Source organism: Pseudomonas sp. RC4D1 (genome assembly GCF_018390395.1).
Lineage (GTDB): Bacteria > Pseudomonadota > Gammaproteobacteria > Pseudomonadales > Pseudomonadaceae > Aquipseudomonas > Aquipseudomonas danubii.
The window spans coordinates 1,751,768-1,772,805 of record NZ_JAHBAW010000002.1; the positions used below are offsets into that span (position 1 = coordinate 1,751,768).

18 protein-coding genes are annotated in these 21,038 nt (G+C 63.7%); 10 read left to right on the top strand and 8 right to left on the bottom strand.

The window, feature by feature from the left end; all coding sequences use genetic code 11:
• Window positions 1–29: 29 nt before the first annotated feature.
• The 3 genes from KHO49_RS23600 (at window position 30) to KHO49_RS23610 (ending at window position 1,626) form a co-directional block, all read left to right on the top strand.
• Window positions 30–350, top strand: coding sequence for a hypothetical protein (locus tag KHO49_RS23600; RefSeq protein WP_102880781.1), 321 nt, complete (start codon window positions 30–32; stop codon window positions 348–350).
• Window positions 351–580: 230 nt separating this feature from the next.
• Window positions 581–874, top strand: a complete 294-nt coding sequence (locus KHO49_RS23605) for a hypothetical protein (protein ID WP_102860434.1) — start codon at window positions 581–583, stop codon at window positions 872–874.
• Window positions 875–978: 104 nt separating this feature from the next.
• The gene (locus KHO49_RS23610) at window positions 979–1,626 is read left to right on the top strand and encodes a carboxypeptidase-like regulatory domain-containing protein (RefSeq protein ID WP_213665892.1); all 648 of its coding nucleotides are present in this window, start codon (window positions 979–981) and stop codon (window positions 1,624–1,626) included.
• Here the strand turns inward: KHO49_RS23610 and KHO49_RS23615 are convergent.
• A complete protein-coding gene (locus KHO49_RS23615) occupies window positions 1,604–3,262 on the bottom strand; it encodes an ATP-binding response regulator (protein ID WP_102880784.1) in 1,659 nt (552 codons plus the stop codon). The genes KHO49_RS23610 and KHO49_RS23615 overlap by 23 nt on opposite strands.
• 146 nt (window positions 3,263–3,408) lie before the next feature.
• Between KHO49_RS23615 and KHO49_RS23620 the strand changes: the two genes are divergently transcribed.
• Entirely contained in the window at window positions 3,409–4,026 is a 618-nt protein-coding gene (locus KHO49_RS23620) for a LuxR C-terminal-related transcriptional regulator (RefSeq protein WP_102860431.1), read from the top strand.
• A 204-nt stretch (window positions 4,027–4,230) separates the two neighbouring features.
• A complete protein-coding gene (locus tag KHO49_RS23625) occupies window positions 4,231–4,662 on the top strand; it encodes a hypothetical protein (protein ID WP_102880785.1) in 432 nt (143 codons plus the stop codon).
• Window positions 4,663–4,708: 46 nt separating this feature from the next.
• On the opposite strand, the gene KHO49_RS23630 is transcribed toward KHO49_RS23625, so the two are convergent.
• Window positions 4,709–7,048 carry a putative bifunctional diguanylate cyclase/phosphodiesterase gene (locus KHO49_RS23630; RefSeq protein ID WP_213665893.1) on the bottom strand — a complete coding sequence of 780 codons (2,340 nt, stop codon included), beginning with the start codon at window positions 7,046–7,048 and terminating at the stop codon, window positions 4,709–4,711.
• Window positions 7,049–7,451: 403 nt separating this feature from the next.
• Here KHO49_RS23630 and lon point away from each other — a divergent pair, with 403 nt between their 5' ends.
• From lon to cmoB, 5 genes are all read left to right on the top strand, one after another.
• Window positions 7,452–9,872 carry an endopeptidase La gene (gene lon / locus KHO49_RS23635; protein ID WP_249735708.1) on the top strand — a complete coding sequence of 807 codons (2,421 nt, stop codon included), beginning with the start codon at window positions 7,452–7,454 and terminating at the stop codon, window positions 9,870–9,872.
• Window positions 9,873–10,030: 158 nt separating this feature from the next.
• Complete coding sequence (locus tag KHO49_RS23640) at window positions 10,031–10,423, top strand: protease inhibitor I42 family protein (RefSeq protein WP_102860427.1); 393 nt, start codon at window positions 10,031–10,033, stop codon at window positions 10,421–10,423.
• 1 nt (window position 10,424) lies between these two features.
• On the top strand, window positions 10,425–11,060 hold the full coding sequence (locus KHO49_RS23645) for a lysoplasmalogenase (protein ID WP_102880788.1): 636 nt from the start codon (window positions 10,425–10,427) through the stop codon (window positions 11,058–11,060).
• Between the two features lie 170 nt (window positions 11,061–11,230).
• Window positions 11,231–11,974, top strand: a complete 744-nt coding sequence (gene cmoA / locus KHO49_RS23650) for a carboxy-S-adenosyl-L-methionine synthase CmoA (protein WP_102880789.1) — start codon at window positions 11,231–11,233, stop codon at window positions 11,972–11,974.
• Complete coding sequence (cmoB, locus tag KHO49_RS23655; protein ID WP_102880790.1) at window positions 11,971–12,927, top strand: tRNA 5-methoxyuridine(34)/uridine 5-oxyacetic acid(34) synthase CmoB; 957 nt, start codon at window positions 11,971–11,973, stop codon at window positions 12,925–12,927. Before cmoA ends, cmoB begins: the two co-directional genes overlap by 4 nt.
• Before the next feature lie 163 nt (window positions 12,928–13,090).
• On the opposite strand, the gene tadA is transcribed toward cmoB, so the two are convergent.
• The 6 genes from tadA to treC all read right to left on the bottom strand — a co-directional run bounded on the left by tadA (window position 13,091) and on the right by treC (window position 21,025).
• Window positions 13,091–13,579, bottom strand: coding sequence for a tRNA adenosine(34) deaminase TadA (tadA, locus tag KHO49_RS23660; protein ID WP_123394037.1), 489 nt, complete (start codon window positions 13,577–13,579; stop codon window positions 13,091–13,093).
• Window positions 13,579–14,955: a multicopper oxidase family protein gene (locus tag KHO49_RS23665; protein WP_102880792.1), complete on the bottom strand. Its 1,377-nt coding sequence runs from the start codon at window positions 14,953–14,955 to the stop codon at window positions 13,579–13,581. Before KHO49_RS23665 ends, tadA begins: the two co-directional genes overlap by 1 nt.
• Before the next feature lie 198 nt (window positions 14,956–15,153).
• A complete protein-coding gene (locus tag KHO49_RS23670; protein ID WP_102880793.1) occupies window positions 15,154–15,444 on the bottom strand; it encodes a PTS sugar transporter subunit IIB in 291 nt (96 codons plus the stop codon).
• Window positions 15,445–15,446: 2 nt separating this feature from the next.
• Window positions 15,447–17,984, bottom strand: a complete 2,538-nt coding sequence (gene ptsP / locus KHO49_RS23675; protein ID WP_213665894.1) for a phosphoenolpyruvate--protein phosphotransferase — start codon at window positions 17,982–17,984, stop codon at window positions 15,447–15,449.
• Window positions 17,985–18,044: 60 nt separating this feature from the next.
• The gene (locus KHO49_RS23680) at window positions 18,045–19,268 is read right to left on the bottom strand and encodes a maltoporin (protein WP_213665895.1); all 1,224 of its coding nucleotides are present in this window, start codon (window positions 19,266–19,268) and stop codon (window positions 18,045–18,047) included.
• A 110-nt stretch (window positions 19,269–19,378) separates the two neighbouring features.
• Window positions 19,379–21,025, bottom strand: a complete 1,647-nt coding sequence (gene treC, locus KHO49_RS23685; protein ID WP_213665896.1) for an alpha,alpha-phosphotrehalase — start codon at window positions 21,023–21,025, stop codon at window positions 19,379–19,381.
• Between the last annotated feature and the right edge of the window lie 13 nt (window positions 21,026–21,038).

Genomic DNA, 21,038 nt, shown 5'->3' on the forward strand with positions numbered 1-21,038 from the left:
CTCCGACTCATACGTTAGGAAGCAGACCAATGAAGAAAATCACACCCGATCCACCCATCGATACAGTGGATAAAAACGTGGAGCACTACATGCCCCTCACCAGCAACGACTACAACATCCCCGCCCTGCTGGTGGACACCCAGGCCCCGCTGGACGCCCTCCACGAAGCCGCCGCCCACCGCATCCGCGCGGCCACCCAGTTGCTGGAAAACATCGCCAGCCACGACAACCTGCAGAGCAATCCCGCCCTGCTCCAGGACTTCGCCCAGCTGTGCGTCATCCCCCTGCGCGACGGCTGCGACCTGCTCGATGTGCTGGGCCGGCGCCTGCAGGAACAACTGCTCACCTGACCCCTGATCCGGGCCCGGCTCACCCCGCCGGGCCCATCAAGCCGCCCTGATCTCCGCCCCCCTGCGCCCCGTAATTGCAAAGCGACATTAGCCCATTTGTGCTAATCGACCCTCCCCCAGGCCGGGGCTATAGTGCCGAGCAACCACCCGCTCTCCTCCAACACCGCCGTTCTGCGGTGTCGGGAGCGGCTGCGCCGTTGAAAACACAACAACACCAAGGAAGATTCATCATGAAACTCCATTCCAGCGTCCGTCCTCTCACCCTGCTCAGCGTCCTGGCCCTCGCCCTGGGCGGTTGCGCCATCGCCAAACCGAGCAACGACGACCTCAAGAACCGCGCCCAGACCACCCTCGGCAAGCCCGTGAGCACGGTCTCGAACGTACGCAGCGACGCGTCCCAGACCTACTTCACTGCCAGCACCAGCAACGGCGAATATGACTGCGTATTGCCCAGCGGCGGCATGGTCGCCTTCGCCACCATGGGCGGCGCAGTAGCGCTCCCCGCCCAGTGCACCAAGCAGTAAGCCGGCAGTCCCTGACTACCCAGGTTCGCGGCGACCACCGGCCACTGCGCCATGGCAGGGCTGTGTCGCGCGAACACTGCAACCTCTGCAAAGGTTCTGAACCCATGAACTCCCGCTTATTCATGGTGGCAGGCACAGTCCTGCTCGCCTGTGCCTTGAGTGCCTGCGCGCCGCGCCAGGGACGAACCCTGGACGAATACCCGCCGGTAAAGATCCCCACCGTGCAGTACCCCACCGTCCCCTTCGATACCCAGGCCGCGCGCGCCGCCCTGCAACCCGGCAACGCAACGCTCACCGGCAAGTTCTGCATCGTCGGCAACGACGGCATCGAGAACAGTGGCAATGTGGAGATCTATCTCTACCCGGTCACCCCGCACTTGCAGGCCTGGCATGACTTGCGCAGGTCCCAGCCCGAGGGCGCGCCGGTGAGCATGGCACCCGAGGCCGTGGCCGTGCACCGGGTGACCCGGACCAACGGCAACGGCATCTTCCAGTTCACGGGGCTGCAACCGGGCCGCTACTTCGTCCAGGGCCAAGACATGGTGTACGGCACCAGCCGCTGGAATGAGTACGTGGGCACCGGCCAGAGCAACACCAACTACGGGCCGGTGACCACCCACTACTACACCGAGCGCAGTTCGATCTCTTCGTACTCAGGCATGCTGGATGACTTCGTCGAACTCGCCAGTGGCGAGAACAAGAAGCTGACCATGACCAACTATCCCCTGCTTATCCCGTGCCGGACCTGGTAGCCGCCTCTTGCGTCACGGCCCTGTGACTGGACGCCAGCGGCGTCTCGCGCAGGGCCCGCAAGGTGCCCCGCAGTTCCACCGGACGCACCGGCTTGGAGAGGATGGCGATGTTGCGGTCGTGCAGGGCGGCGTGGATTTTCTCGAGGTCGTGTCCGGTGATGATCAAGGCTGGTACTTCCCAACCCCGTTGTTGGCGAATGCTGTCGATGCACTCGATGCCCGAGGCGCGGGTGCCCAGGTCATAGTCGGCGACGATAATGTCGCAATCGGTCAGTAGATTCTCCCCGCTCGATTCGGCCTGGACCACACAGCCCCAGCGTTCCAGCAACGCCGAGGTGGCCAGCAGGACGTTACGATCATCTTCCACCAGACAGACTCGCAACCCGGTCAGCAAGCCGCTCTGCACCGCTTCGTCACGGCTGTGCAAACGCTGCGGCGCGGCCAATACCAAGCCATGCAGGCTGACGGTAGTACCGTGATCGACCCGCGAACGGATCGTCACCTGCAGGTCGGTCATCTGCCCCAGGCGCTTGACGATGGACAGGCCCAGGCCAACGCCTTCGACGTCCTTGTCGCGCACCTGGCGGACCCGGTAGAACTCATCGAAGATCTTTGGCAGATGCTCCTCGGCGATGCCCCGGCCCTGGTCATAAATGACAATGGCCAGGCCCTGTCCACGACGGCGCACACCGATCAGCACCGGCCGTTCTGCGGCGTACTTGAAGCAGTTGGACAGCACGTTCTGCACCATGGTCGCCAACAACCCCGGATCAACCCGCACCCAGTAACTGCAGGGGCGCAAGCGCAGTTCGACCCGCGCCCAGCGCGCCGCTTCGGCGTTCTGGCGCACCAGATCCCGCAGTAACTCCCCCAGGTGCACGGTTTCGTACTTGGGCTGCACGCGTCCGTTGTCCAGGGTGTAAAGGTCGAGGATCGAACGGAACAACTGCGACACGTTGAGCAGCGAACGGTCGATGTTGTCCACCAGCCGCCGCTCTTCGCCCCCCAGGTTGGCCTCGCGCAGGCAAGCAGTGAACAGGCCGATGGAATGGATCGGCTGGCGCAGGTCGTGGCTGGCCTGGGCCAGGAATCGGGACTTTTCCAGGTTGGCGGCAATCGCCTCTTCCGAAGCCAGACGGGTGCGCTTGAGCAGGATGTGGGCGTACACCGGAATCACCGTGCTGGTGATCATCAGCATCAGCACCATGTAGGGCTGGGCCTGCCAATACGGGGTCAGCAGATAGACCATGAACAGCGCAAACAGCGCCAGAACAGTGGCAATGGCCAGGTAGCGCGAGCCGAAACGCATGCCATTGCCCAAGTTCACCCAGACCATCACCGCATAAATCGGTAGCGCCCCCTCGCCGCCTACCACCAAGCCGTAACAGGTGCCGGTGTAGTCGTAGACCATGCCCAGGATGCGCCGCGCCGGGTAATGCCCGGGCCAGCGGGCAATGGCCATGCGCAGCAGGATCGAACCCAGCATGAACAGGGCAATGTAGATCATCACCGGCACATAAGGGGCGACCTGCTGCCCCGGGAGAAAGCCGATCACGGTAAACCAGACCAGGGCGCACCCGGCCACGATAATCCGCAGGGTGGCCTGGTCGAGTTCGCTGTCCTTCTCAACGTTCATGCAATCACCTCCTTGTGCAATCTGTGTTGCCGTGGTCTTTTGCCGCTCGGCAATACCGTGTATCGAACACGACCAGCGGCCAGTTACAACGCCGCGCGTCAAGTTAGCATGCGCGCAGGACTGGATGTTTCAAGGAGTTTCACGACATGACATGCCGGATTATCGTCGCCGACGACCACCCGCTATTCCGCGAGGGCATGCTGCGCACCCTCCAGCGCCTGCTGCCCGACGCCCTGCTCGAAGAGGCTGGCGACCTGGCGGCGGTACTGGCCCTGGCCCTGACCGGCGAGGAGCCGGACTCGCTGATTCTGGACCTGCGTTTCCCCGGATTGACCTCGGTCAGCCTGATTGCCGACCTGCGCCGACAGCTGCCCCGAACCTCGCTCATCGTGGTATCGATGGTGGACAACCAGGACCTGATCGGCGAAGTCATGGCCGCTGGTGCCGACGGTTTTATCGGCAAGAGCATCAGCCCGGAGGAGATCGGCCAGGCAATCCAGGCCATTCGCCAGGGCGAAGTGGTGGTCAAGTACGCACCTTCCGGCTTGCTGCTGCCCCTGGATGCCGGCGCCGAGATCAGCCAGCTAACCACCCGCCAGCAAGAAGTGCTGCGCCTGATCGCCCAGGGCAAGACCAACAAGGAAATCGCCCGGGAGCTGGATATCTCGCCGTTCACCGTTCGCATCCATGTCTCGTCCCTGCTGCACACCCTGAAGGTGCCCTCACGGGCAGCGGCTGCGGTGAAGTTCGCCGGGGCCTGGTAACCCGGGACAGGCTCGCGCACCCATGCCAGAGAGTCGCCTCCGGCGCTGCACCGGCTGTTTGCCCCGGTTGCACCTTTAACGCTGGGAAGCTTGGCGCAAATGAGGCAGCATCGGTCCTGGCACGCCTGTATAAACGCCATGGCATTGGGCGGCACGCCAGGAACAGCGTGCTGGCGCGGCCGCCCCACGCAGGAGAAAAACATCATGAATACGGATGAACGTGATGAACTATTTGATCGGTTGCACCACTGGTTCGGTGACTCGGAAGCCACCAACTGGAACGAATACACCACCGAACAGGTGGCCAAGGGCGTGCTTCACGCCTTTACCCCGGCGCAATGGCAACGGCTCGGCGAGACACTGCTGTCCCGGCCCGAGTACTGGCAGCACCGCTGCGCCGTCTCCCTGGGCGAGTTGCGAACGGCACCGGCCATCGCCTTGTTGAAACGCCTGCTGGCAGACTCGCCTTACCTGGATGTACGGGTCATGGCGGTCTATGAGCTGGACTGGGCGCAAGCTGCCATCGAGCAGCGCTATGCGCCCTGTATCCTGGAAATCATGGACAACCTCAGTGAAGAAGGCATCGAGCCGGAGCTGCACAGCCTGCTGACCAAGGCCGAGTCGGCCACCCTCTGAAAGCCCCAACCCTGGATGCCGGCTCCCCGCCGGCCATCCAGCCCCTTCAGCTGGACACCCGAGACTTCAACATCCAATGCTCGAAGGCCTCGGCGGGCAACGGCCGGCTGATCAGGTAACCCTGGACCGTGTCGCAGCCCCAGCTTTCCAGCAGTTTCAGGCAATGCTCGTACTCCACCCCTTCGGCCACCACCTTGAGCCCCAGCTTGTGACTCATTTCGATGGTTGAGCGCACGATCACCGCATCACCGCTGGTTTCGTCCAGGTTGCGGATAAAGGACTGGTCGATCTTCAACTCCTGCACCGGTAGACGCTGCAACTGGGCCAGGGATGAATAGCCGGTGCCAAAATCATCCACCGACAGACTGATGCCGCAGCCACGCAAGCGCTGCAGCACCGCCAGCGACTGTTCCGGATGGCGCATGATGGCGCTCTCGGTGATCTCGAACACCAGTTGCTCAGCGGCCACCTGATAGCGCTCCAGGCACTGGCTGACCCGGACTTCCAGGCCGTCGTCCTCCAGGTCGCTGGCGGAGATGTTCAGCGACAGGCGCACGGGCAAAGCCCGGCGGTTCCACTCCGCCAACTGGCGAATGCAAGCCTCGATGACCCAGGAGGTCAGGCTGTGCATGCTGCCGGTGCGCTCGGCCAGGGGAATGAACTCCGCCGGCGACACCACGCCAAATACCGGATGCCGCCAGCGCAGCAGGGCTTCGGCCTGGTGCAGGTAATCCCGGCGCAGATCCAGCTTGGGCTGATACAGCAGGAACAGCTCGCCATCGGCGGCGCGACGCAGGTCACGGATCAGGCTGATCTGGCGCTGATGAGCCAGGTCGCGGTCTTGCTGGTAGACCTGCAGGTAACCGGGGTTGAGCGCTGCATCGTGGCGGGCGATCGCGGCACGGCTGATCAGCTCTTCGGCGGACTTGCCGTCGGCGGGATACACCGCCATGCCCATGCAGATCTGGCGCCGTACCTCATCCCCCTGAATCAGCTGGGGTCGGCTCAACAGGTCATGGAGGCGGTCGGCCATGGCAATGGCGCCATCGAGCTCGGTGTTTTCCAGCAGCAGGAGGAACTCGCTGGCGGTGATCCGCGCCGCGGTATCGCCCTGGGACAGCACATCACGCAGCCGCCGGCTCAGCTCCCCCATCATCTGCTCCAGCCCTTCATTGCCAAAGCCTTCGTTGATCGCCCGATAGTTGTCGATCCCCAGGTACAGCAACACCACGTTGCGCCGGGCAGCGATGGCCTGGCTCAGGCGCTCGATGGCCAGGGCCCGATTGGGCAACCCGGTCAGGGGATCATGCAGGGCGTTGTGGGCCAGTTGCCGCTCACGGGTGGCAATGGCGCTCTGCATGGCGTTGAAGGCATCCGCCAGCACACCGAACTCGTCGCTGCGCTTGATGGCCACCGTGGCCTGATAGTTGCCGGCACCGATACGTCGGGCAGCCTGGGCCAGGTCTTCCAGGGGCCGCGAAACCCGCCGAGCCATCAACAGGGCGAAGACCAGGGAAATCACCAGCGCCACCATGGCGATCCACAGGAACTCCCGGTCCAGTGGCGCAAAGGCTTGCAGTGCCTGTTCCAGGGGGCTCTGCAACAAGACCATGACCCGTGGATCGTGGGCATCCCCGGTATTGGCCAGTTGCAGTGCCTGGTTGAGAAAGCGTTGGCCATGGGTTTCGCTCATCTGCGGCAGGGACTGCCACAACGAGTCACGCAGGACATTGATGATCGGCGACCAGAAGAACTCCGGCTGGGTGCTGAACAACTCTCCGGGGTGCTCGCCGTCAACGGTCAGGAATGAGACTTCCAGGTTGCTCATGGAACGCAGTTCCCGGGCGAACAGCTCATCCATGGGAAAGCCCATCACCACCCGGGCAACGGGCAGCGAATCCAGCACTTCACCTTGCACCAACAGATAGGGGCGGCCTTTGATCGCAACGAACAGCATGTGGGTGTCGTGCCGCTGCGCTCGGCGCAACGCCCGGTCATAGGGAAACGGCTGCCCCCTGGCAATGTCCGCCAGCGTACTGGCGATTACCCGTCCCTCGGGACTGAGCACGAACATCTCGCTGGAACGAATACCCCCACGGTACTGCGCCAGGGACGCGAGGATGTCCACCGGCTTGCCGCTGACCACAGCGCGGTGAAACTCCGAATCCACCACCAGCCAGTCGATACCGTATTGCAGATTGCGGCCCCGCAGGTCGAGCAGGCGCTCGAACACGCGAGTGCCGATCTTCAATTGCAATTGCGCCTGCTTCTCCACTGCGTGAGTAGTGGCGGTCTTCACCGCAAAGTACACCGCGCCAATCAGCACCAACAGCAACAGCGCCAGCACCCCGACAATCCTTGCCTGAAAGGTTCGGCGCCACTTCATAGGGCTGCTCTCATCCACTCCGATCGCCCGCCGGGCCGGAAAAGCACCTGCGCGGGTGACGGCCGCCGGGAGCTGAAAAATCCGTTCTTCATACCCATCCCTCTAAGAAGCTGAATGCGCGCGTCAAATAAATGCCGATTTCACTCCGACATTCCGGACACTCAGATTAATCCTCAAACTGTAGAAGATCACGCAATAAAACAGGTGACATCCAAGTCATTTTATTGACATTTGATGTCCGTCAACGCCGTCCAATACGTCCACAGCGTCCACACCACACGTCTGGACAGAGCCTCAACGGACAGTTGAGGGCCGCTCGGAAAAAAGCTGAAACCAGTTTCCCATTGAAACCCGTCTCGACCTGCCCCATCTAACCTGCATAGCCCATCGCGCAGGAGCCTTCATGAGCGACCAGCAAGCATTTCCCGAAGATCCACGTGAGTACCTCGATCCGGAAAATACCGAACAGCCCAGTGCCCATGGCACCGGCCTGGCCCTGCCCGGGCAGAATCTGCCGGACAAGGTCTACATCATGCCGATTCACAATCGTCCCTTCTTCCCGGCGCAGGTGCTGCCGGTGATTGTCAACGAAGAACCCTGGGCCGAAACCCTGGAGCTGGTAAGCCAATCCGACCACCACTCCCTGGCCCTGTTTTTCATGGATACCCCCCAGGAAGATCCGCGCCACTTCGATACATCCGCGTTGCCGGAGTACGGCACCCTGGTCAAGGTCCACCACGCCAGCCGCGAGAACGGCAAGCTGCAATTCGTCGCCCAGGGCCTGACCCGGGTACGCATCCGCACCTGGCTCAAACACCACCGGCCGCCCTACCTGGTGGAAGTCGAATACCCGCACCAGCCCAGCGAACCCACCGATGAGGTCAAGGCCTACGGCATGGCGCTGATCAACGCGATCAAGGAGCTGCTGCCCCTCAATCCGCTGTACAGCGAAGAACTGAAGAACTACCTCAACCGCTTCAGCCCCAACGACCCTTCGCCCCTGACCGACTTCGCCGCCGCCCTGACTTCCGCCACCGGCAACGAGTTGCAGGAGGTGCTGGACTGCGTGCCGATGCTCAAGCGCATGGAGAAAGTCCTGCCGATGCTGCGCAAGGAAGTCGAGGTCGCGCGCCTGCAGAAAGAGATCTCCGCCGAGGTCAACCGCAAGATCGGCGAGCACCAGCGCGAATTCTTCCTCAAGGAACAGCTCAAGGTGATCCAGCAGGAGCTGGGGCTGACCAAGGATGACCGCAGCGCCGACCTGGAACAGTTCGAGCAGCGACTGAGCGGCAAGGTCCTGCCGGCCCAGGCGCAGAAGCGCATCACCGAGGAAATGAACAAGCTGTCGATCCTCGAAACCGGCTCGCCGGAATACGCCGTGACCCGCAACTACCTGGAATGGGCCACCGCTGTGCCCTGGGGCGTCTATGGCGAAGACAAGCTCGACCTCAAGCACGCGCGCAAAGTGCTCGACCAGCACCACGCCGGGCTCGATGACATCAAGACCCGCATCCTCGAATTCCTCGCGGTGGGTGCCTACAAGGGCGAGATCAGCGGCTCCATCGTACTGCTGGTGGGCCCGCCAGGCGTGGGCAAGACCAGTGTCGGCAAGTCCATTGCCGAATCCCTGGGGCGGCCGTTCTATCGCTTCAGTGTCGGCGGCATGCGCGACGAAGCCGAGATCAAGGGGCACCGCCGCACCTACATCGGCGCCCAGCCGGGCAAGCTGGTGCAGGCCCTCAAGGAAGTGGAGGTGATGAACCCGGTGATCATGCTCGACGAGATCGACAAGATGGGCCAGAGCTATCAGGGCGACCCGGCCTCAGCCCTGCTGGAGACCCTCGATCCGGAGCAGAACGTCGACTTCCTCGACCATTACCTGGACCTGCGCATGGACCTGTCCAAGGTGTTGTTCGTGTGCACCGCCAACACCCTGGACTCGATCCCCGGGCCGCTGCTCGACCGCATGGAAGTGATTCGCCTGTCGGGTTACATCACCGAGGAAAAACTCGCCATCGCCAAGCGCCACCTGTGGCCCAAGCAGTTGACGAAAGCCGGTGTGGCCAAGAGCAGCCTGAGCATCAGCGACAGTGCCCTGCGCGCCGTGATCGACAGTTACGCCCGGGAAGCCGGGGTGCGCCAACTGGAGAAACAACTGGGCAAACTGGTGCGCAAAGCGGTGGTCAAGCTGCTGGACGAGCCGGATGCAAACATCAAGATCGGGACAAAGGATCTGGAGGCCTCCCTGGGCATGCCGGTGTTCCGCAACGAGCAGGTCCTGAGCGGCACCGGGGTCATCACCGGCCTGGCCTGGACCAGCATGGGCGGCGCGACCCTGCCCATCGAGGCGACGCGGATTCATACCCACAACCGTGGTTTCAAGCTCACCGGTCAGTTGGGGGATGTGATGAAGGAGTCGGCGGAGATCGCCTACAGCTACGTCAGTTCGCACCTCAAGCAGTTCGGCGGCGACAGCAAGTTCTTCGACGAAGCCTTCGTCCACCTGCACGTTCCTGAAGGTGCCACGCCCAAGGATGGCCCGAGTGCCGGGGTGACCATGGCCAGCGCCCTGCTGTCCCTGGCACGCAACCAGCCGCCGAAAAAAGGCGTGGCCATGACCGGCGAGCTGACCCTCACCGGCCACGTGCTGCCCATTGGCGGGGTGCGGGAGAAAGTCATCGCGGCGCGGCGCCAGAAGATCTTTGAGCTGATCCTGCCGGAGCCCAACCGCGGGCATTTCGAGGAACTGCCGGACTACCTCAAGGAAGGCATCACCGTGCATTTCGCCAAGCGTTTTGCCGACGTGGCCAAGGTGCTGTTCTAAATCCCTTCGCTGGCGCCGGCTCCTACAGGTTGTCCCTTGTAGGAGCCGGCTTGCCGGCGAACAGGCCATAAGCGCCAACCTCCGTCCCCCGACCCACACCGCCCATCATCTTCAGTTATGCTCGCCGTTCGTCACGAATGATCGGAGCTTCCTGACCCATGTCCGCACCTCGCCTGCTTGCCCTGCTCAGCCTCGCCCTGCTGGCCGCCTGCGCCAGCCAGCCCAAGCAAAACGTCACCGTGGAAAACCAGAGCCAATGCCCCCTGCAATTGCACAACGGGCAAACCCTGACCCTGACCCTGCCCAGCAATCCCACCACGGGCTATCGCTGGGCAATCCAGGATTCGGCCGGCGGCATCCTGCGCAAGGTCAGCCCCGAGGTCTACAGCAATCCCGAGAACACCGGTCTGGTGGGCAGCGGTGGTCAATCCACCTGGCGTTTCCAGGCGTTCGCCAGCGGCCAGGGCCGACTGCTGCTGACCTATCAGCAACCCTGGGCACCGGAAGAAGCACCGGTAAAAGCCTTCGACTGCTCGATCACGGTCAACTGACATGGGCTGGCTGATTCTTGCGCTAATGGGCGCCGCCACCTTCATCTACGGGATCAGCGTGCACGCCACGTTGCTCTGCCTGTTGGTCAAGCCGTTGCCGGTACTGGCCCTGCTGGGCTGGTTGCACGATGCGCCGCCGGGGGACTATCGCCGCTGGATCGCCATTGGCCTGTTGTTCTCAGTGCTGGGGGACGTGCTGTTGGCCTGGCCTTCGGACCTGTTCGTGTTCGGCCTCGGGGCGTTTCTGGTGGCGCACCTGGCCTACCTCAAGGCCTATCTCTGCGACTGTCGGCGCCTGGCGCTGTTGCCGCTGGTGGTGGCACTGGCCATTGGCGCGGGGCTGTTGAGCATCCTGATTTCCCACGGCCTGGGCCCGCTGCTGATCCCGGTGATCGTCTACGCCCTGACCATCAGCGCCATGCTCTGGCGCGCCCTGGCACGCCTGGGCTCGACAGTGCCCACGCGCTCGGCGGCCCTGGCCGCGGTGGGCGCCTTGAGCTTTGCCTTCTCCGACAGCCTGATTGGCATCAGCCGCTTCGTGGTGGCCTTCGATGCCGCGCCCTACTTGATCATCATTTTCTACTGGCTGGGCCAGTGGGGTATCGCCGCTTCGGCGTTCAGCCAGAAGCCGCGCTGACCTACCTTCGCCGACAGGCCGGTCCCTACAATCTGTAGGAGCCGGCTTGCCGGCGAACAGCATCACACCTTGCGTCGCCCTTGCGCTCCTGAAGGCCCTGCGGGCCTTATCGCAGCCTGCGCCAGCGGCTACAATGCCGCCCTCTTTTTATCTCCATCGCTGGAAATGCCGTGAGCAAAGAACCCGACCGCCTATTCGCCCAGCCCCTGGCCCAGGTGCCCGACTTCGCCTTTAACGAGGATGTGGTGCGGGTGTTCCCGGACATGATCAAGCGCTCGGTGCCGGGTTACCCGACCATTGTCGAGAACCTCGGGGTGCTGGCCGCGCAGTTTGCTCAGCCCAACAGCGTGCTCTACGACCTGGGCTCATCCCTGGGCGCGGTGACCCAGGCCCTGCGCCGCCATGTGCGCAGCGACGGTTGCCGGGTGATCGCCGTGGACAATTCGGCGGCCATGGTCGAGCGTTGCCGGGAATACCTCAACGGCCAGGATTCGATGTTCCAGGAGTTGCTGCCGGTGCAGGTGATCGAAGGCGATATCCTGGCTCTGGAGTTCCAGCCGGCCTCGGTGGTGGCCTTGAACTTCACCCTGCAGTTCATCGCCCCGGAGCAACGCCTGGCCCTGCTCGGGCGCATCCGCCAGTCGTTGCTGCCCGGCGGCGCGCTGATCCTCTCGGAGAAGCTGCGCTTCAACGACACCGAGGAACACGCCCTGCTCACCGACCTGCACATCGCCTTCAAACGCGCCAACGGCTACAGCGAACTGGAAATTGCCCAGAAGCGCAGCGCCATCGAAAACGTCATGAAGCCCGACAGCCTCGAAGAACACCGCGAACGCCTGCTGGCCGCCGGGTTCTCGAAAGTCGTGCCGTGGTTCCAGTGTCTTAATTTTGCCTCGTTGATTGCCCTGCCATGATTGATCTGTCTCCCCTCGCTCGCCGTCTGGCGGGCACGCCCCTGGCCGAATGGGCCAACGGCCTGCAAGCCCAGCTCGATGCCAAGATGGAAAAGGGCCATGGCGACCTGGAGCGCTGGCAGAGCGCCCTCGACGCGTTGCCGAAGATCCAGCCCAGCGAAGTCGACCTGATCAACGGCCTGCGCCTGGACACCGACTGCGACGACGCCACCCGGGCGCAGATGCGTACCGCACTGATGGGCCTGTCACCGTGGCGCAAGGGCCCGTTCGACCTGTTCGGCGTGCACGTGGATACCGAATGGCGTTCGGACTGGAAGTGGTCGCGGGTCGCACCGCACCTGAACCTTGAAGGCAAACGCATCCTCGATGTCGGCTGCGGTAATGGCTACTACATGTGGCGCATGCTCGGCGCCGGCGCCCATAGCGTGATTGGCGTGGACCCCAACTGGCTGTTCTTCTGCCAGTTCCAGGCGGTGCAGCGCTACCTGTCGGAGCCCTCGGTGTGGCACTTGCCGTTTCCTTTCGAAGACCTGCCGGCCAACCTGGAAGGTTTCGACACGGTGTTTTCCATGGGGGTGTTCTACCACCGGCGTTCGCCCATCGAGCATCTGCTGGCGCTCAAGGACTGCCTGGTCAAGGGTGGCGAACTGGTGCTGGAAACCCTGGTGGTGGAGGGCGATCAGCATCAGGTGCTGGTGCCGGAAGACCGCTACGCGCAGATGCGCAATGTGTGGTTCCTGCCCTCGGTGCCGGCCCTGGAGCTATGGCTGCGGCGCGCCGGGTTCAGCGACGTGCGCTGCGTGGATGTGAGCGTGACCAGCATCGAGGAGCAGCGCGGCACCGAGTGGATGAAGTACCAGTCCCTCAGCGATTTCCTCGACCCCAATGACCACAGCAAGACCATCGAAGGCCTGCCCGCACCGATGCGCGCGGTGATTGTCGCCAGAAAATAGGCACCGCCCTCCTCCTGTAGGAGCTGGCCGGGCGGCGTTCAGCTTGCCAGCGAACGCGCCCGCCAGAGCGGCGCAAGGCTCAAGGGCCTGTTCGCCGGCAAGCCGGCTCCTACGGTTTTTGCAGGAGCGAGCTTGCTCGCGAAAACCGCAGACGCGTTTGAGATCAGCGCGCTCGACGCGCCTTGAAGAACTCGCTCAGCACCGTGCCGCACTCTTCGGCCAACACCCCGCCCTCGTACAGCACTCGATGATTGAGAAAGCCCTGGGTGAAGAACTGACCCTGGCTCTGCACGATGCCCGCCTTGGGTTCCAACGCGCCGTACACCACGCGGGCAATGCGCGAATGGACGATCAACCCGGCGCACATGCTGCAAGGCTCCAGGGTCACGTACAGGGTGCTGCCGGGCAGCCGGTAATTGCTCACCGCCTGGGCCGCCGCGCGGATCGCCACCATTTCGGCGTGGGCGCTGGGGTCGCTGCCGCTGATGGGGCAGTTGTAACCGCGGCCTATGACCTCGCCATCCAATACCAGTACCGCGCCCACGGGTACTTCCCCCAGGGCTGCGCCTTGGGCGGCCAGGGCCAGGGCTTCGCGCATGAAGTCCTGGTCGCGGCTGCGGTCGATGATCGGCGCCGGGCGTATCTGACGCATCACGCCACCTCGATGGCGGCCATCAGACCGGTTTCCATGTGGTCGATCACGTGGCAGTGGAACATCCAGACCCCAGGGTTATCCGCCACCAGCGCCACGCGGGCACGCTCGTTCTTGCCCAGCAGGTAGGTGTCGGTGAAGTAGGGAGTGATCTTCTTGCGATTCGAGGCGATGACCTTGAAGCTCATGCCGTGCAAGTGGATCGGGTGTTGGTACTGAGTCATGTTCTTCAATTCGAAAATGTAGCTCTTGCCCTTTTTCAACGTGGCAATCGGGCGGTCGGCGCAGGTCTTGTCGGTAATGTCCCAGGCCTGGCCGTTGATCTGCCACAGGCTCGGCGGCTGGCCATTGTCCACGTTCACCGAGACCGAGCCAACCCACTCGAAATTGAAGTTGAGCTTCTCGGCGTTGTCGAGATCCGGCTCGGCCACCGGGTTGGCCGGCAGGGCTGGCGGCCACTGGGTCGGCGCATCGTTGTTGGCCACCGAACGCAAAGTGCCCAGGCGCACCGGACCGTTGCGCAGGGACAGTTCCTGCCCCGCCGCCGGCGCCTTGATCGCCAGGCAGATACGCATGCCCGGCCCCAGCCAGTATTCCTTGCCCAAAGGACGCGGCTCGATGGGGTTGCCATCCAGTGCATAGATCTGCGCTTCGACATCGGGGATGTTGATGCGGTAGGTCAGGGTGTTGTCCAGGTTGAGTAGACGCACCCGAGTAATCTGCCCGGCCGGCAGGTCGATCACCGCCTGGGACACGCCATTGATGGTGGACAGGCGCCCGGCCGTGCCGCCCCGCGCCGCTTCCCGGGGGATGCTGAAGGAGACGAACGCGCCCTCTTCGTCCACGTGCCAGCTTTTCAGGCTCAGGGTGCGCTCGTACTGGAAACCGGTGGGTTCGCGCTCTTCGACGATCAGCGGGCCCACCAGGCCGCGGCCCAGTTCTTCGCTGCTGTTCACATGGGGGTGATACCAGTAGCTGCCGGCATCCGGTACGCGGAATTTGTAGTCGAAGTATTCGCCGGGCAGCACCGGCAGTTGCGAGACATAAGGCACACCGTCCATTTCCAGGGGCAGGCGGATGCCGTGCCAGTGGATGGTGGTGGCCACGGGTAAGTGGTTGATAAAGCGCACCCGCAGCCACTCGCCTTGGCGTACCCGCAGTTCGGTGCCCGGTGCCGATGGCCCGAAAGCCCAGGCTTCAGTCTTGTGCCCTGGCACCAGTTCCACATCCAGCGGCGCGGCGATCAGCTCGTAGTCGTGGCCCGCTTCAGCGTCGGCCATTTTCCCCAGCCAGTAGCGTGAGGCGCCACCCGCTCCCACGCCCACCACTACCAGACCGGCCAGACCACCGAGTATTTGTCGACGGGTAAAGGACATGGACTCAACTACCTCACGTATCCGCGGCGGGCCCAGGCCCGCAAAAGGCGAATACGATACACCCGCAGTTGAGAAACAGTAAGGCCGGCGCGGCGACCGGACGCAGGCGGGACGGGGAAACGATGGGTGTTTTCGAGGGTGCGCTCGCTGGCAAGCCCGTTACTCTTGCAGGAGCCGGCTTGCCGGCGAACAAGCCCCTCAGCCCTGCAATCCCAACAGCAGATGAACCACACCACCGGCCAGGGGCATCACTGCCGGCACCCCCGCCACGCGCAGGGCGCTGCTGTCCAGCAACTGCGGATCGTGCAGTTCCAGGCGCAGGCGGGTCAGGGCCAATGGTTGCTGGCTCTTGATGTTGGCGCTGCCACCCAGCGCCGCCAGCATCGCGTCATTCAGAACACTGCCCTTGGCCTGGGGGGCCTTCGGCTGATCAGGGATCAGGTCTGGAGTCAGGGCCTTCCAGAACGCCCGTTGCAATTTCTCGAACATCTTCAGTTCTCCAGAACCAGTGAGTCGGCGGCGACTTGCTGCCTTTGCAGGCATTCACGTACCTGAACCGCGTCTTCCAGATCGATGATCCGCGCTGCCAAGGCCTGGCACTCGCTCAGATCCAACTCCCGCACCCGGGCCTTGATGGCGGGAATCAGCGGCACGCTCACCGACAGTTCGTCCACTCCCAGGCCCAGCAACAGCGGCACCGCCAGGGTCTCGGAAGCCAGTGCACCGCAGACGCCGACCCACTTGCCGTGGGCATGGGCGGCCTGCACCGTGCGCGCGATCAGGCGCAGCACTGACGGATGGAAGCTGTCGGCCTGACTGGCCAGGCGCGGATGATCACGGTCCATGGCCAGGGTGTACTGGGTCAGGTCGTTGGTGCCGATGGAGAAGAAATCCACCTCTGGAGCAAAGCGGTCCGCCATCAAGGCCGCCGAAGGCACCTCGATCATGATGCCCAACTTGGGCCGCTCCGCCAGGCCCAGGGCCTGAACCTCGTCATCGAGCAATTGGCGCGCCTGACGCAGCTCCGCCAGCTGGCTGACCATCGGCAACATGATGTGCAGGCGGGCCTGCCCGGCGCTGGCGAGAATCGCCCGGAACTGCTCCCGCAGCAGTTCGGGACGCTCCAGGCACAGGCGGATGCCCCGCAGGCCGAGAAAGGGGTTGGCTTCGCTGTCCATGGGCACATAGGCCAGAGGCTTGTCGCCGCCCACGTCCAGGGTCCGCACCACCAGATTGCGCGTCGGCCCCAGGGCCTGGGCAATGGCCAGATAGGTTTCGGCCTGCTCCTCGGCGCTCGGGGCGTGGCTGCGGTCCTGGTAGAGGAACTCCGAACGCAACAGGCCGACGCCTTCGCCGCCCAGGCTCATTGCCTGCTCGGCCTCCGCCAGAGAGGCAATGTTGGCCGTGACCTCCAGATGATGACCATCGCGGGTCACCGCCGGTTGCGCCGCCTGGGCCAGGTCCTGACGCTGGCGCAGGCGTTGCTGCTGACGCAGGGACTCCAGTTGCTGCAGACGCTGAGGGTCCGGGTCCGTATGCAGTTCGCCGCGATCGGCATCCAGCAGAACCCGGGTGCCGTTGGCCAGGGACAGGACCCGGGACGACAGGCCACAGATCGCCGGCAGGCCCAGGGCCCGGGCGAGGATCGCCACGTGGCTGGTGGCGCCGCCGCCAACGGTGGCAAACCCCAGCACCTTGGCCGTGTCCAGGCTGGCGGTCTGCGAGGGGGTCAGTTGCTCGGCAATCAGAATGGCCTGATCCGGCAAGCTCAGGGCATGCTCTTGCACCCCGAGCATCCGCTTGAGCACCCGTTGGCCGACGTCCGCCAGATCCACCGCGCGCTCAGCCAACAGCGTACTGCCCAGGCCCTTGAACAGCTCGGCGGTAGCCTCGATGGCACGGTTCCAGGCAAAGGCAGCGCTCTTGCCGGTGACGATCAGGGCCTCGGCCTGCTGCAACAGACTCGGATCGTCGAGGAGCTCCTGGTGGGCCCGAAAGATTTCCTGCTGCGCGCCACCCCGGGCATTGTCCCGCAGCTGCTGCAGGTCCCGGACCGCCTCCCCCAAAGCGCGCTCAAGCACTTCGCGCTCCTGCTGCGGGTTCGCCGCCCACTCCTTTATCTGCAGGCGCTGTTCAGCCACCTGCAGCACCTGGCCGACCGCCGAACCCGGTGACGCACAGACTCCCCGCAGAACCGTCTCCAACGACTCATTCCGCGCCGCTAGCGGCGCAAGACTCGGCGCCGCAGCACTGACTTTCTCGCCACAACCTGAGGCCAACAGTTCCACCAGAACCTGGAGCGCCCGCTCGGCATCCGCACCTGCGGCACTGACCTGCAAGACATCGCCCTGCACCGTCTGCAAGGCCATGATCGACACCAGGGACTTGGCATTGGCCGAGTCCTGGCGCCGGTGCAGGCAGATATTCGCGGCAAAGCCCTTGGCGGCCTGGGCCAGCAAAGCCGCCGGGCGCGCATGCAGGCCCTGGGGGTTGCCGAGGATCAGCGGTTTGGAAAACAGCGCCTCAGCTTCAGCGTCCTCGGCCTTGGCACCTTCCTCTGCGGAGGCGGGCTCGATCTGTAACACCGGCTGTCCCAGCTCCACCAGCAGGCTGTCGGACACCAGCCCCGTCACCGCTTCGCCACTGACCACCAGCATCAGGGTCAACAGGCTGCGGGCATGCAGGGCCAGGTAGTCAGCGTCGAACTCGATCAGCGGCTGGCCAGCCGAGACCTGCTGACCTTCCTCGATCAGGCAGGTGAAGCCCTTGCCCGCCAGGTTCACCGTGTCCAGCCCGATGTGCATCAGCACCTGCTGGCCCTGCTCGCCGGTAATACTCAGCGCATGGCCGCTACGCTGCAGGTTGCTGACCACCCCGGACAGCGGCGCGCAGAGGATCTGGGAAGTCGGGTCGATGCACAGCCCGTCACCGATCACCCGGCTGGAAAACACCGGGTCCGGGACCTGCTCCAGGGGCAGCAGCACCCCGGACAGGGGCGCGAGCAATTGCAAGGGTTGGGTTATGGCCATGACGTCACCTGCTAATGATTCCTTGAAGTGCCGATGGAGCGCGAGCCCCGACAGCATCGCTTATTTCCACCAGTACTCGACCTGCAAACCGACGTTCGCACCGTGCCGGGCGCTGCCGAACACACCGCTGTCGGACAGCGCGGAACCGGCCGCCAGCTCATTGGCCGCGCGTTTGGCGGCCTCGTTCCAGCTGGCATAGGTGTAGTACAGGCGCACCTCCGGCCGGGCCCAGAAGTCCGGTCCCTTGGGTGACCAGGTGGGCGCGAAGGTAAATTTACTGAGCTTGCGGGTGCCCCCGGGCGCTTCTACCTGATCGTGGCCAAACTCGGTCACCAGCTTGAACTGCTCGGTGATGGCATAGGCCGGACGCACGCCCAGGGAGATCCAGTTCTGGTCCTGGCCGTCGGGGCGAATGTCCTTCTGATAGACCGCCTCGACCTGGCCGCCGAAGCGCGGGGTGACCTGCCAGTCGAAGAACTCCACCAGGCGATAGCTCTTGTTGCCGTCATCCAGGTAGGGATTGCCGGTATAGCCCAGACCGGTACCGGGGCCCTCACCGTATTGCAGGGCCAGTTTGTTCTTGCCGCCGAAAAAATCTTTCTGCACATGCTGGGTGGTGATCGCCCAGCCATTGTGGGCACCACGGCGATCGGGCTTTTCCAGGTAGCTCAGGCCCAACTCCAGCTCGCCGCCGGGGTTGGTCTGGAAACCGGCAACGTTGAAGTCGTGACGGCTCACGGCCTGCTTCTGGTAGAGGTTGTCCTTGCGGGAAAAGGCGTAGCTGTACTTCAGATCGCCGATGCGCACGTCCTCGACCCCGCCGCCGGTGGCGCTCTGGTTCCAGTAGTAGAAGTCGGAAATATGGATGTCGTTACGCTTGTAGTAACGGCGCCCGGCCCACAGCGAACCGCCATTGAGGCTGGGCAGGTTCGACCACTGGGCGTACATCTGCGGCATGCGCGCCGAGCCGTTCTCGCCCTGGAAGCTCAGGTTGCGGTCGTAGCGGTTGTAGAGCGACGCCATGCCGTCGACGCTGAGCACCGAGCCATCTTCCAGGGTGTACAGGTCCTGGCGCAGCTCAAGCTCGGCGTACTGCTCACACTCGTTGCCCAGGCGGTACTTGGACTGCGCGCCGGGCAACTGGAAGCAGGACTGCGAGCCGCTGTTCACCGAGGTCCCCAGGCCGCTGCGCAGGTACCCGGCAAACTCCAGGGCCTGGGCCGGCAAGGGCAAGGCCAGACACAGGCAGGACGCCGCCAGAGCGCGATTTATTGTTGTTTTCATAAGCCACCGCATTATTTTTATTGTGTTGTTTGGATTCATCGGAACCGGCTTGGCGGCGCATGCGCCGGGCCAGAAAGATCGCCTGGCCCGGTTCGCCGGCAAGCCGGCGCCTACAGGGTCAGGTGCAGGACGAAGGATTCGTAGGGCCGCAGGTGCAAGTGCCGGCTGCGCGGCTCGTGGTCCGGGTAATTGCTGATCAGCAGGCGCTGTTGCATGCCGGTGCTGATCACCGCTTCCGGCAACTCGACCTCACACGGCGAGCCATAGAAGTTGTTCACCACCAGCAGACGCTCGCCGTCGCCCTCACGCACATAGGCCCAGATCTGCCGATGTTCGGGCAGCAACTGGCGATAGAGGCCGTGCTGGATCAGCGCCTCATGGCGGCGCAAGGCAATCAGCCGGCGATAGTGATGCAGCACCGAATCCTGGTCATCGAGCTGGGCCTCGACATTGATCTGGCTGGCGTTGGCCGGTATCCCGATCCAGGGCTCGGCGCTGCTGAAACCGGCATTGATCCCGGCATTCCACTGCATCGGCGTGCGCCCGTTGTCCCGGGACTTCTGCTGGATCGCCGCCATGATGGCCTGCGGGTCTTCACCGGCCTCGCGCTTGAGGCGGTGGATGTTCAGGGTCTCGACATCGCGGTACTGCTCGATCCGCTCGAAGTGCGGATTGGTCATGCCCAACTCTTCGCCCTGGTAGATGAAAGGCGTGCCCTGGAGCAGGTGCAGCGCGGTGGCCAGCATCTTCGCCGACACCACTCGGTGCTCACCGTCGTCGCCAAAGCGCGAGACCACCCGCGGCTGGTCGTGGTTACACCAGAACAGCGCATTCCAGCCGCCACCAGCCTGCATGCCGGTTTGCCAGTCGGAGAGGATGCGCTTGAGTTCGAGGAAGTCGAAATCGGCCCGCAGCCACTTCTGCTGGTTGGGGTAGTCCACCTTCAGGTGATGGAAGTTGAAGGTCATCGACAGCTCCTTCGACTCCGGATGGGAATAGCGAATGCAGTGTTCCAGGCGGGTGGAGGACATCTCGCCGACATTCACCAGATCGTGCCCGGCGAACACTTCCCGATGCATTTCCTGCAGGTACTGGTGCACGTTGGGACCGTCGGTATAGAAGCGGCGGCCGTCGCTCTGATCCTCGGGGAAATCCGCCGGTTTGGAGATCAGGTTGATCACGTCGAGGCGGAAGCCGCCGACGCCCTTGTCGCGCCAGAAGCGCATCATCTTGAACACTTCGGCGCGCACCTGGGGGTTGTCCCAGTTGAGGTCGGCCTGGGTGTGATCGAACAGGTGCAGGTAGTACTGCCCGGTCTGGGCCTCGTATTCCCAGGCGGAGCCGCCGAACTTGGATTCCCAGTTGTTGGGCTCATCGCGCCAGATGTAGAAATCCCGGTAGGGGTTGTCCAGGCTGCTGCGGGCCTGCTGGAACCAGGCGTGCTCGATGGAGGTGTGGTTGACCACGATATCCAGCATCAGCTTGATCCCGCGCTTGCCGGCTTCGGCGATCAGCAACTCGCAGTCGGCCATGCTGCCGTAGCTGGGATCGATGGCGTAGTAGTCGCTGATGTCATAGCCGTTGTCCCGTTGCGGCGAACGCAGGAACGGGGTCAGCCACAGACAATCGACCCCCAGCCAATGCAGGTAGTCGAGCTTGTCCACCACACCCAGCAGGTCACCGGTGGCCTGGCCTTGGTGGCTGTGAAAACTTTTCGGGTAGATCTGGTAGATCACCGAACGCTGCCAGTCTTGCATGGGGGAATCCTTT

Excerpts from the sequence above, each read along its gene's own strand:
- KHO49_RS23600 (WP_102880781.1), top strand. The coding sequence starts at position 30 with ATGAAGAAAATCACACCCGATCCACCCATCGATACAGTGGATAAAAAC.
- KHO49_RS23605 (WP_102860434.1), top strand. The coding sequence starts at position 581 with ATGAAACTCCATTCCAGCGTCCGTCCTCTCACCCTGCTCAGCGTCCTG.
- KHO49_RS23610 (WP_213665892.1), top strand. The coding sequence starts at position 979 with ATGAACTCCCGCTTATTCATGGTGGCAGGCACAGTCCTGCTCGCCTGT.
- KHO49_RS23615 (WP_102880784.1), bottom strand. The coding sequence starts at position 3,262 with ATGAACGTTGAGAAGGACAGCGAACTCGACCAGGCCACCCTGCGGATT.
- KHO49_RS23620 (WP_102860431.1), top strand. The coding sequence starts at position 3,409 with ATGACATGCCGGATTATCGTCGCCGACGACCACCCGCTATTCCGCGAG.
- KHO49_RS23625 (WP_102880785.1), top strand. The coding sequence starts at position 4,231 with ATGAATACGGATGAACGTGATGAACTATTTGATCGGTTGCACCACTGG.
- KHO49_RS23630 (WP_213665893.1), bottom strand. The coding sequence starts at position 7,048 with ATGAAGTGGCGCCGAACCTTTCAGGCAAGGATTGTCGGGGTGCTGGCG.
- lon (WP_249735708.1), top strand. The coding sequence starts at position 7,452 with ATGAGCGACCAGCAAGCATTTCCCGAAGATCCACGTGAGTACCTCGAT.
- KHO49_RS23640 (WP_102860427.1), top strand. The coding sequence starts at position 10,031 with ATGTCCGCACCTCGCCTGCTTGCCCTGCTCAGCCTCGCCCTGCTGGCC.
- KHO49_RS23645 (WP_102880788.1), top strand. The coding sequence starts at position 10,425 with ATGGGCTGGCTGATTCTTGCGCTAATGGGCGCCGCCACCTTCATCTAC.
- cmoB (WP_102880790.1), top strand. The coding sequence starts at position 11,971 with ATGATTGATCTGTCTCCCCTCGCTCGCCGTCTGGCGGGCACGCCCCTG.
- tadA (WP_123394037.1), bottom strand. The coding sequence starts at position 13,579 with ATGCGTCAGATACGCCCGGCGCCGATCATCGACCGCAGCCGCGACCAG.
- KHO49_RS23665 (WP_102880792.1), bottom strand. The coding sequence starts at position 14,955 with ATGTCCTTTACCCGTCGACAAATACTCGGTGGTCTGGCCGGTCTGGTA.
- KHO49_RS23670 (WP_102880793.1), bottom strand. The coding sequence starts at position 15,444 with ATGTTCGAGAAATTGCAACGGGCGTTCTGGAAGGCCCTGACTCCAGAC.
- ptsP (WP_213665894.1), bottom strand. The coding sequence starts at position 17,984 with ATGGCCATAACCCAACCCTTGCAATTGCTCGCGCCCCTGTCCGGGGTG.
- KHO49_RS23680 (WP_213665895.1), bottom strand. The coding sequence starts at position 19,268 with ATGAAAACAACAATAAATCGCGCTCTGGCGGCGTCCTGCCTGTGTCTG.
- treC (WP_213665896.1), bottom strand. The coding sequence starts at position 21,025 with ATGCAAGACTGGCAGCGTTCGGTGATCTACCAGATCTACCCGAAAAGT.